General features: G+C 36.3%; 9 protein-coding genes. All 9 read left to right on the top strand.

The window, feature by feature from the left end; all coding sequences use genetic code 11:
- The first annotated feature begins 10 nt into the window (after nucleotides 1-10).
- The 9 genes from purB (at nucleotide 11) to NSQ92_RS19125 (ending at nucleotide 10,988) form a co-directional block, all read left to right on the top strand.
- On the top strand, nucleotides 11-1,375 hold the full coding sequence (gene purB, locus NSQ92_RS19165; RefSeq protein WP_176473344.1) for an adenylosuccinate lyase: 1,365 nt from the start codon (nucleotides 11-13) through the stop codon (nucleotides 1,373-1,375).
- Complete coding sequence (locus tag NSQ92_RS19160; RefSeq protein ID WP_061798187.1) at nucleotides 1,368-1,880, top strand: GNAT family N-acetyltransferase; 513 nt, start codon at nucleotides 1,368-1,370, stop codon at nucleotides 1,878-1,880. The genes purB and NSQ92_RS19160 overlap by 8 nt, the downstream gene beginning before the upstream one ends.
- 6 nt (nucleotides 1,881-1,886) lie before the next feature.
- Nucleotides 1,887-2,684 (top strand): amino acid ABC transporter substrate-binding protein, encoded by a 798-nt coding sequence (locus tag NSQ92_RS19155; protein ID WP_235844471.1) that lies wholly within the window; start codon nucleotides 1,887-1,889, stop codon nucleotides 2,682-2,684.
- A 14-nt stretch (nucleotides 2,685-2,698) separates the two neighbouring features.
- Complete coding sequence (locus NSQ92_RS19150) at nucleotides 2,699-3,376, top strand: amino acid ABC transporter permease (protein WP_047942102.1); 678 nt, start codon at nucleotides 2,699-2,701, stop codon at nucleotides 3,374-3,376.
- Nucleotides 3,377-3,388: 12 nt separating this feature from the next.
- Entirely contained in the window at nucleotides 3,389-4,129 is a 741-nt protein-coding gene (locus NSQ92_RS19145) for an amino acid ABC transporter ATP-binding protein (protein ID WP_061798183.1), read from the top strand.
- A 3-nt stretch (nucleotides 4,130-4,132) separates the two neighbouring features.
- Nucleotides 4,133-5,275, top strand: coding sequence for an amidohydrolase (locus NSQ92_RS19140; RefSeq protein WP_321198309.1), 1,143 nt, complete (start codon nucleotides 4,133-4,135; stop codon nucleotides 5,273-5,275).
- On the top strand, nucleotides 5,268-6,587 hold the full coding sequence (locus tag NSQ92_RS19135; protein WP_341153093.1) for an MmgE/PrpD family protein: 1,320 nt from the start codon (nucleotides 5,268-5,270) through the stop codon (nucleotides 6,585-6,587). The genes NSQ92_RS19140 and NSQ92_RS19135 overlap by 8 nt, the downstream gene beginning before the upstream one ends.
- Nucleotides 6,588-6,802: 215 nt before the next feature.
- Nucleotides 6,803-9,892 (top strand): hybrid sensor histidine kinase/response regulator, encoded by a 3,090-nt coding sequence (locus tag NSQ92_RS19130; protein WP_341153092.1) that lies wholly within the window; start codon nucleotides 6,803-6,805, stop codon nucleotides 9,890-9,892.
- Nucleotides 9,873-10,988 carry a response regulator gene (locus NSQ92_RS19125; protein WP_341153091.1) on the top strand — a complete coding sequence of 372 codons (1,116 nt, stop codon included), beginning with the start codon at nucleotides 9,873-9,875 and terminating at the stop codon, nucleotides 10,986-10,988. The genes NSQ92_RS19130 and NSQ92_RS19125 overlap by 20 nt, the downstream gene beginning before the upstream one ends.
- The last annotated feature ends 194 nt before the right edge of the window (nucleotides 10,989-11,182 follow it).

Raw genomic sequence — 11,182 nt, 5'->3', positions numbered from 1 at the left:
AGGATAGGAAATGGGTTCACATGTTGTAGCTTTAAAAATGCTGCAGAACAATTTTAGTACAGAAGAAATGCGTTCTGTGTGGGATGATAAAAATAGATTACAGAAGATTCTGGATGTAGAAGCAGCTTTAGCATTAGCAGAAAGTGAGTTAGGGATCATTCCAAAGGAAGCCGGAAGAGCCATAAAGCACGCTTCAAAAGTAGAAAATTTTGATATTGAAGAAATTGCAAAAGAGTCTGCTAAATTAAAACATTCCTTAATGGCTACAGTTAACCATTTGCAGAAACTATCAGGTGATTATGGAGAATATGTTCATTATGGCGTAACAACACAGGATGTAACAGATACAGCGATGATTCTTCAATTGAAGGAAGCAGATGAAATCATAAGAAGAGATACAAAAAAAGTAGCAGAGCTTCTGATTGGTTTAGCATCCAAATATAAGAAAACGCCGATGCCAGCAAGAACACACGGAATGCAAGGACTGCCAACCACATTTGGCTTTAAGCTCGCAGTCGTTTTAAGTGAGTTTGAACGTCACCTAGATAGATTAAATAGCGTCCAATCACGGATTTTTACAGGTGTTCTTGCTGGTGGTGTTGGTACATATGCCGCTTTAGGAAGCATAGGACCAAAAATTGAAGAACGGGCATTGGAGATTTTAGAACTTAATGCGCCAACGATTTGCTGGCATTCCTCACGTGACCGAATTTCGGAGTATGGTTCAGTGCTAGGACTAATAAGTGGTTCGTTAGGAAAGCTAGGAAATGAATTCTATAACTTAATGCGGACAGAAATTGACGAAGTGGAAGAGCCGTTTTCAGCAGGAAATGTGGGCTCAACTACGATGCCGCATAAACGTAATCCAGCTATTTTTGAAGGAATTGCCAGTCTGACAAAACCTGTCTTACATAGTGTTGCCTTGCTGCATGAATCATTAGTGATGGAACATGAAAGGGATGCGATGAGCTGGAGAAGTGAATGGATAGCCTTACCAGAAATTTGTTTATATTTATCCTCTCAATTGAAAAGTATGCTAACCGTTCTGGAAGGGCTTGTAGTGAAACCTGAAAACATGCTGAAAAACTTGGAGCGATTAGGTGGACTGATTTTATCAGAACGTGTCATGTTTGCTTTATCAGAAAAAATAGGTAAACAAACTGCCCATCATCTTATATATGAAATCGCAATGGAATCTGCTGAACAAAAAACTCCATTTAAAAGATTGCTTGGTCAGAATGAAAAGGTGGCTGCTGTATTGACAGAAGAACAAATTAATCAGTTATTAGATCCAAGTCAATATATTGGCTTAGCTAGTGAGAAGGTAGATGAAGTAATTGCTTCGATTAGAAATGGGGGACTTTTAAGTGAGTAATTTATCTTTTCATCAAGCAACTTCCAAAGATATTCCCGAATTACTTGATCTATCTCTAAGAGGATATGCCTCTATTCGAGAGCTGGGAATTCACTTTGCTGCTGCAACAGCAGATGCAGAATTGGTAGAAAAGAATATCAAGGAAAATATATGCTTCTATTTACGAGATGAAGGCAAAATGGTTGCAACTGCTTCTGTTCGTATGCCATGGAGCAGTCATCCTGGTCCATTTGAAATTCCCCATATTTGGTGGGTTGCTGTTGCTCCAGAAGAAAAAAGAAAAGGATACGCAAGCAAAATCCTTCATTATGTGGAGGAAAGTTTTTTAAGAGATACACTTCATTGTCCATCTGTATCGCTGGGCACGGCGAAGGAGCATCCTTGGCTTAGAGAAATGTATGAAAAACGGGGATACAAAAAGGTTGGAGAAACGGATTTAGGGAAAGGTCATATTACCATCTATTTAGAAAAATTACTTTTAGCAAAATCATATAAGAAAAGGTAGGAATTGATAATGTGGAAGAAACTGACTGTAATCATGAGTATAGCATTTTTATTATTATTATCTGCTTGCAGCGGAAACGATAATAAAACAGAAAATGGGGGATCCTCAAAGGAGCAAAAAACACTCCGTGTAGGTTCAACCGCACAAAGTTATCCAAATGGATATGAGGAAAATGGTAAATTAGTAGGTTTTGATATAGAAGTATTAGAGAAAATCGCAAAAAATTTAGGCTATCAAGTGGAGTGGGTTAGATCAGACTTTGCAGGTTTAATGGGGCAATTAGAAACCAAAAAAATTGATACAGTGGCAAACTTTGTTGCTGTTACAGATGAAAGAAAAGAAAAGTATCAGTTTTCAGAGCCGTATGCCTATGCAGGTGCTACCATTGTTACAAATAAAGACAATGCATATGATAGTTTAGATGATTTAAAGGGCAAAACAGTATCCGGAGTATTAGGTTCGAATAATGTGAAGAACTTAGAAAATTTCGATCCTGACATCATCCCTAAAACATATGAAAACCGTGATGGTGCAATGAATGATGCGATTAATAAACGTGTCGATGGTTATGTTAACTCTAAATCTTCTTTGATCGCAGAAATTGAAAAAGGAAATTTGCCATTGAAGTTTGTAGGGGAGCCATTTGTGTATGAAGATGTTGCTTTTCCGTTCCTTAAAAATGAAGATGGAGAAGCTTTGGCAAAAGCATTTAATGCTGAAATAAAAAAATTACGTGAGGATGGTACCTTAACAGAAATATCGAAGAAATATTTTGCAGACGAGGATATCACCGTTAAGGAATAGTTTGGAGGACCAGTATGAATCTTAATTTAGATTTTCCATATTTAGTTGATATATTACCAGAACTGTTGGAATTCATACCGCTTACTTTATTTCTTGCTGTTCTATCCATGGTTTTTGCCATCATTGGCGGATTGATTTTAGCTGTGATATCCAGATCGAATATCCCAGTATTAAAGCAGCTTGCCGCTGTATATATTTCGTTTTTTCGTGCCATTCCAACACTGGTTCAATTATTTTTAATTTATTATGGGCTGCCACAAATCTTTCCAGCTCTAAGTGCGATGACGGCTATAACAGCAGCGATCTTAGGGCTTAGTTTAAAACAAGCAGCATTTTTAGCAGAAATATTCCGTGCTGCACTGAATTCGGTTGATAAAGGACAGGTGGAAGCATGTTTATCAGTTGGAATGACAAAAGTGCAAGCCTTTCGTCGAATTGTTCTACCTCAGGCGACGCGAAATGCTATTCCTGCAACAAGTAATATTTTTATTGGTTTAATTAAAGAAACCTCATTAGCGTTTACTTTAGGAGTAGTGGAGCTTTTCGCCCAAGGGAAAATAATTGCTGCTAGTTCTCTTAAATTTTTTGAAACCTATTTGGCTTTAGCGCTGCTTTACTGGGTGTTAATTATTCTTGTTACTTTCGTTCAGCGGGCTATTGAAAAAAGAATGGAAAAACCGTATTTATCATAAAGGAGTAGTAGGATGATAGCTGTTACAAATCTAAAAAAGAGGTTTGGAGAGAATATAGTATTAGATGGTGTTAATTTAAAAGTTAACCGTGGAGAAGTGTTGGCTATTATCGGACCGTCTGGATCTGGAAAGTCAACATTGCTCCGGTGTTTGAATTTATTAGAGCTGCCTGATGAAGGGGTTATTCAAATAGGCGAGACAAATGTAAATGTACAAAAAATGGGGCGGAAAGATATTCATCAGCTTCGCCAGGAAACAGCGATGGTGTTTCAAAACTATAACCTTTTTAAAAATAAAACTGCCTTGCAAAACGTTACGGAATCCTTGATTGTTGCTAAGAAAATGAATAAACAAGATGCAGAGAAATTAGGGAAAGAACTTTTAGTGAAGGTAGGGCTTGAGGATAAGTTTCACCAATACCCTGCCACATTATCAGGCGGACAGCAACAACGCGTGGGTATTGCTAGAGCGCTCGCTGTTAAGCCACATGCCATTTTATTTGATGAACCAACCTCAGCACTTGATCCAGAATGGGTTTCAGAAGTGCTGCAAGTTATAAAAGATATTGCACAACAAAATACAACCATGATTATTGTGACCCATGAAATGAAATTTGCGGAAGAAGTGGCTGACAGAGTGATTTTTATGGCAGATGGAAATATCATTGAAGAAAATGAGCCGAAAGAATTATTTCATCATCCACAAAATATAAGAACAAAACAATTTTTAAAAACTTTAGAAAGAGATGAATAATAAATCATGAACATGTCTCCTGAACTATTAAACGATTTAATTGTCAAACGAAGATATTTGCATGAGCATCCAGAGCTAGCTTTTGAAGAATTTCATACAACGGAATTAATCAAAAAATGGTTAACAGAACAGGGTATTGCCATTGTTGAACTTGGTCTAGAAACAGGAGTTGTTGCGGAAATAAAGGGAGCGTTTGCGGGACCAACCATTGCTATTCGGGCAGATATTGATGCCTTGCCGATAATAGAAGAAACAGATGTTGCATTTAAATCAAAAAATGAAGGGAAAATGCATGCCTGTGGTCATGATTTCCATACAACTGCTATTTTAGGAGCAGCGATTCTAATCAATAGTCAAAAGGACAAATTACATGGAAATGTAAGATTTATTTTTCAGGCTGCCGAGGAAATTGCTCAAGGTGCAAAGAAATTTGTAGAAAAAGGAGCAATAGAAGGAGTAGAAGCAATTTTTGGAATGCATAACAAACCTGATTTGCCAGTAGGAACGATAGGGGTAAAATCAGGTGGACTTATGGCAAGTGTAGATAAATTTAGTTTAAGGTTTATCGGTGTCGGAGGTCATGCTGGTATACCACATCGTGCTATTGATCCGATTGTTATGGCTAGTCAATACGTAACAGCAGTTCAGTCAATTGTCGCAAGAAGAATGGATTTGTTTGATAATGTAGTAGTCAGTATCACAAGCATCCATGGAGGAAATACATGGAATGTCATTCCAGATGAAGTCAAACTAGAAGGTACTGTTCGAACATTTCAGCCTAAAGCTCGTGAGGCAGTTCCGACAATAATGAAAAAGCTAGCGGCGTCTATTGCAGAGGGAAATGGTGGTTCGGTTGAATTTGTTTGGGATGATTATCTTCCCGTGGTAAACAATCATCAAGATTATGAAGATATTGTCCGAGCCACAGTTTTGGATGCAGGGTATAATGTCGTCGATGCTGTGCCAAGTGCCGGTGGAGAGGACTTTGCGTTTTATCAAAATTATATTCCGGGATTTTTCGTTTGGATGGGAGTGGATGGACCCCAAGAATGGCATCACCCTAAGTTTGATTTACAGGAAGAGGCCATTAAAGTGGCTGCTGAATTTTTTGCTAAGCTAGCGGAGAACCTTTTGAAAAATGACTGATTTAACAAAAGCGATAGTTGACTTGATTCAATCCTCCCCGTCTTACAAGGAGCTTACTAATGAGACAAAAAAGAATTTGGAAATGGGAGTATTCGATTATTTTCTGGCGTGTTTTGCCAGTGTGAGGTTCGATATAAACTTTTCCACTGTTTTACGTACTGCTATTTATCCTGCTGGAGAGGGAGCAGCAATAATCGGCACGGATTCAAAGGTTCACCCTTTTGATGCTTGTTTAATTAATGGGTATTCTGCACATGCATTAGATTTAGATGATGTTCATTCTGAGATTAGAGGACATCCGTCTGCGATTATTTTGAGCTTATTACATGCCCTAATAGAAAAGAAGCGTGATAGAGACCGCTTCTATGAAGCCTATTTAATAGGAATAGAGACGATGAAGTGTTTTGCTCAACTATTAGGTGCCCAGCATTATGAAAAAGGGTTCCATACAACTGCGACTGCGGGAATTTACGGAGCAGTTGCAGCTGGAGCCCATTATTTACATTTCGAAACAGAGAAATTTTCGCAAGCTATTAATTTATGCGTATCCAAATTAAGTGGTTCTCGGAGTCAATTTGGAACAATGGTGAAACCGCTGCATGCTGGTCTAACTGCCCAAAGTGCTTGGCAGATTCTTCATTTTGTTGATAAGGGAATCGCCGGAAGTAATAATACCATTCAAGCAAAAAATGGTTTACTTTCTATGTATGTGGAGCAGAGAGGAAATCCATACGAGGTTTTTGAAAAATGGGGAGAACCTTGGACTATAGATAAACCTGGATTATGGTTCAAATTATATCCATGTTGTTCTGCAAATGCACATGCCATTGAGGCCATTCAGAATATAAAGGCACAAAGAAATTTTTCCATTGATGAGGTTGCTTCTGTTGATTTGTATTTCCCTCCCAATGGTGATGCTGCATTAGTTTACACGCGCCCGAAGAATGGAGAACAGGGGCGTTTTAGTGTAGAATACTGTGCAGCTTTATTATTGCGGGGTGAAGCATTATCTATTGAAAATTTTTCTGTCAATCAAATTGCCGATGATATTCAAGAAGGAATAAAAAAAATTCATCGAAAGCATGATCCTGCAATTCCCGTAAAAGAAATTAGTTATCCAAAAGGAAGATATTGTATAGCTAAAGTAATGTTAAAAGATGGTCAACAGTTGGTATCTAGAGTAGATGCACCAACAGGCTCACCAGCTAAGCCGCTTAAAATGAAGGATTTAGCCAATAAAGCAAACACATTATTAGGCGAACAAGCCAATACTTTAAATAAGTACTATGCTGCAGGAATAGAAGGCTGGTAACAGAGGGGCGGTTCTTGTGAGGTCATTTGGCCATCAAGAACTGTCTTTTTGAGCAGGAGAATATCTTTAAGAGATAAAATTCATTCTTTTCCCTCTTTGAACATGCAATGGGTCCCAATGTTTTAGGGACCTTTTTTATTTTAGAAATTTGTCCAGGTGGCTGCTGCATGAAAGAATAACAAGGTATAATAGAACTAGAATTTTGAGGTGACTAAATGAAAAAATCAATTGGAATTATTATAGCATGTTGTATCTTTATCCTTTCTATTATAAGCATTGTCTATTCTAGTTGGTCGAATCATACTAGAGAAGCAAAAATCTCTAATGGGCAAATAAATCTTACATCTGTATCGTTTGATAATAAAGATATCATTCACTTAAATGGGGAATGGGAATTTTATAAAAATCAACTGATTACTCCAATTCCAAACAAGAATATATTTGATTCATATGAGAGGGAGTTAAGATACGTCCCTGGATTATGGAGTGATAATAAGAGTAAGGCTCCTTTTATTGCGGGAACTTACCGAATTACAATTACAGTTCCGAAAGATGGTCTTTATGGTATAAAAGTAAATGCTGTCAATCATGCCAGCAAGTTATTTATCAATGGGATAGAAGCAGGAGAGAGTGGCAACCCATCGAAAGATAAATCAGACTATCGTCCATATATTCGAAAATATATCGGTATAGGAAGAAGCGAAAATCATAAGATCGAAATTGTTATTCAAGCAGCAAGTCATAATCAACCGCTGCGAGGCGGAGTAATACAACCAATAGAATTTGGATCGGCAACTCAAATATTAACAAGCAGAGAAAGTGATAGAACAATTGAAACTTTATTATTAGGCGGTTATTTAGTCTTAGGGGTATTCTATCTTTTTAGCTTTTTTTATCGAATGAGGGATATCCATCAATTATACTTTAGTCTTTTTTGTATTCTTCAAGGGGTATATGTAGCTTTTATCAATGAAAAGATAATCGAGCTAGTTATTCCTAGCATAAGTGTTTACTTGTTATCCAATATACAGCTGTTATTATTTCATAGTGCTTTGCTCTTCTTTTTATGGTTTATCCATGGGTGTTTTAAGGAGTTTACTAGTCAAAAGGTGATTCAGGTTATCAGCATTCTGCTTATGATAGACGGATTATTATATGGCGTTCCAGGTGTTAGTGCAAATCTATTATGGTTCCTTCCTATTTTCACCAAACAAATAATGATTGTCCTATTAGTAGCACCAGCCTATGTGTATATAGGATTTGTTTTGATAAAGGCTCTAGTAAATAAATCAGAAGGTTCCCAGTATCTTATTATCATTGTGTCATCGTTTATCAGTTATGGTCTTGTGCTTGGGGTTAATTTTCTCTTTGCTACAGAAATAGGCAGAATCCCTCTGATTCTATTTTTATTTATGACGATTGGCCTTGCTTTATATATGGGACTACGATTTTATCAGGCTTTTATTAAAATAGAAAAACTATCAGAGAGTCTGCAAGTACAGGATAAATTGAAGGATGAGTTTCTAATAAAAACTTCTCATGAACTTAGAACTCCTTTGAATGGAATTTTAAATTTATCTAGGCTGATGCTAGAGGGCAAGGAAGGACCACTTTCTATAAAGCATCAGGAGAGCCTAGCGCTGATCCATAATGTTGGGAAGCGTTTAGCAAATTTAGTGGAAGATTTATTAAATGCTTCTGATATAAAAACAAATAATATTGCATTATTCCCAAAAAGTTTAAATTTAAAAATAATAGATGAAGTCATAAAAGAGATGTATCTTTTGGTTCCTGTAAATAAAAATATTACGATTTCCAACAAGATAAATGCCCATCTGCCCAATGTGTATGTCGATGAGGCTAGGCTTATCCAAATTTTTTATAACTTAATTTCGAATGCTATTAAGTACACGGACAATGGTGAAATCACTATCACGGCAGATGTCATTAATAATAAAATGGAAATCACTGTTACGGATACAGGAATGGGAATAAAAGAAGAAGAGCTAGAGCATATTTTTACGACATTTTACCAAAGTGAAAGAACAATCAACCGAGGAACAGATGGACTGGGATTAGGGCTGGCTATTACAAAGCAGCTGGTCTTAAAATCCGGTGGCGAAATTTTTGTGAAATCAAAAGTGGGACAGGGCTCTCAATTTTCCTTTACCCTTCCTTTAGCTAGTACAGGGGAGAAATTGCCAGTTGAAACACTAGTCCGTCCAGAGGAGTCTATCGTTAAATCTCAAGAAAACAAGGAAAAGTTACAACTTCCGCTGCCTTTAATCGAAAATGGCAAAAGTCCTTATACCATACTTGTTGTCGATGATGAACATGCAAATTTAAAAGTGGTTGTTAATCTGTTAAAACTGCTTAACCATAGTATAATTGCAGTAGATAATGGAAACATGGCATTGGAAATAATCAAAGAAAGAAAAATAGATTTATTGGTGGCAGATTTAATGATGCCCGAAATAAATGGCTATGACCTCTGTAACATCATTCGAGAAGAATATCATTTAGTCGAATTACCAATTTTAATTTTAACGGCTTCAGGGCAAATAGCAGATTTAACAAAGTCCTTCATCAGAGGAGCCAATGATTTTTTGCGAAAACCTATTGAGCCAGAAGAATTAAATGCAAGAGTGACATCGCTTTTAACGATGAAAAATGCCGCAGAACAGGCGGTAAACAATGAACTTAATTACTTTTATGCCCAAATAAAACCACACTTTTTATTTAACACATTAAATAGTATCATCGGTTTAAGTTATAGGGACATGGAAAGTGCCAGAGAAGGGTTATATCATTTATCCACTTATTTCCGCGGAAAACTTGATTTATATCGAAAACCAACCCTGATCTCTATACAAGAAGAAATGGAATTGGTTCAGGCATATCTAGCAATTGAACAATTGCGCTTTGGCGAAGACTTACAGGTGAAGTTTGATATAGAAGAAGATATTCAGATGGAAATTCCGGCCTTAACTATTCAGCCTCTTGTCGAAAATGCAGTTCAGCACGGATTTTCTTACAAGAAAAAAGGTGTGATTTCTATCATAATAAAAAGAGTGGAACCAAAAATAGTTAACATTATTATAAGTGATAATGGAAAAGGAATGAACGAAGAGTCAAGGAATAGGTTACTTCAAGGTAAGAGTAATGGGATGGGCTTTTCCAACGCTTTAAAGAAGCTAAAACTGCTTAAAAACTCAAAACTCTTACTAGAGTCTACAGAACATCAGGGTACTAAAATAATCATCATACTTCCAGAGGTGAGAAGGAATGAGGGTCATAATAATTGATGATGAAAAGTGGGCGATCGAAGTATTAGTACGCCAACTTAATAGATTAACGAATGTAAATATTGTGAAGACATTTACCAATCCGCTTGAAGCCTATCGGGAGCTACCGAAATTAAATGTGGATGTAGTTTTTCTTGATATTGAAATGGGAGAAGTGGATGGTCTAGAATTTGCAGCAAAGCTACTCGCTTTGCCGACACACATGGATATTATCTTCGTTACTGCCTATAATCAGTATGCGTTAGATGCATTTGAAGTAAATGCAATAGATTATCTAATAAAACCTGTCACTATTGCTAGATTGAAAAAAACTTTTGATAAACTGCGTATTTATGGACGAGCAGATTCACAAGTTTTAACTGATAAGAAACAGAGATCCCTATATGCAAACGTGATGGGAGGATTTCAACTGCTTGATCAGGATGAAAGTGTTGTGAAGTGGCGGACCAAAAAGGTTAAGGAGCTGTTTATTTATCTTTGGCAGCACAAGGGGATATTAGTGCATAAGACAAAAATTATTGACAACTTATGGACAGATATTCCAATAGATAAATCCTTAACATTATTGCACACTTCTATCTATCAATTAAGGAAAACACTCAAAATATTAGGATTAGAAGATCCCATCGTCTTTTTAAATGATCATTATAAATTTGATTGCATTATTAAAAATGATATAGATCGGTTGTTAGAGATTTTTGCTAAAAAAGTGGTATCAGAGGAAATGATAGAAGAAGTTCTCTCTATCTATAAAGGTGATTACTTGGAGGAAGAAGATTTCGAATGGGCCATCGGGAAACAAAAGCAAATAAAATCCCAGTTTGTAAATTTTTTAGAACAATATATTGAGGGAAAACTTGAGCGTGTAGAAAAATCAAGCAGCATTATTATAAAATCTTTAGAAAAATTAGTAGAGATGGAGCCATATAGTGAAAAATATCTCGCATATGCTATTAGATATTTGGGGGAACAAGAAAGTAAGCAGGAGCTAATTCGCTTTTTTGAATATTTTCAAGAAAAGTGGTCGAGTGATCTAGATTTGCCTTTACCCAAGGAGTTATTTGATTTGTATCAGCAATATATAGTGAAGCTTTAGAAAAAGAGGATGTCCCGAATGGATGGGATATCCTTTTTATTGTTCAGAATTTGTTCAGAAGGTCCTGATAATATATATAAGGTTTTAGATAGACAAATAAAAATTAATACATTTGAGAGTTTATTATTCCTATAGATAAGAATTAAAGCTAATCTTGAGTATTTGTTTATCTAGCAATATATATTGAAAGGAGA

This window comes from Niallia sp. FSL M8-0099, assembly GCF_038006945.1.
GTDB lineage: Bacteria > Bacillota > Bacilli > Bacillales > Cytobacillaceae > Niallia > Niallia circulans.
The sequence above is the reverse complement of the archived record's forward strand: the minus strand, read 5'-3'. Positions and strand labels throughout refer to the sequence as shown.

Bases quoted from the DNA above. Each gene is read 5' to 3' on its own strand.
- NSQ92_RS19150 (WP_047942102.1), top strand. From the start codon at position 2,699: ATGAATCTTAATTTAGATTTTCCATATTTAGTTGATATATTACCAGAA.
- NSQ92_RS19135 (WP_341153093.1), top strand. From the start codon at position 5,268: ATGACTGATTTAACAAAAGCGATAGTTGACTTGATTCAATCCTCCCCG.
- NSQ92_RS19125 (WP_341153091.1), top strand. From the start codon at position 9,873: ATGAGGGTCATAATAATTGATGATGAAAAGTGGGCGATCGAAGTATTA.
- NSQ92_RS19130 (WP_341153092.1), top strand. From the start codon at position 6,803: ATGAAAAAATCAATTGGAATTATTATAGCATGTTGTATCTTTATCCTT.
- purB (WP_176473344.1), top strand. From the start codon at position 11: ATGGGTTCACATGTTGTAGCTTTAAAAATGCTGCAGAACAATTTTAGT.
- NSQ92_RS19145 (WP_061798183.1), top strand. From the start codon at position 3,389: ATGATAGCTGTTACAAATCTAAAAAAGAGGTTTGGAGAGAATATAGTA.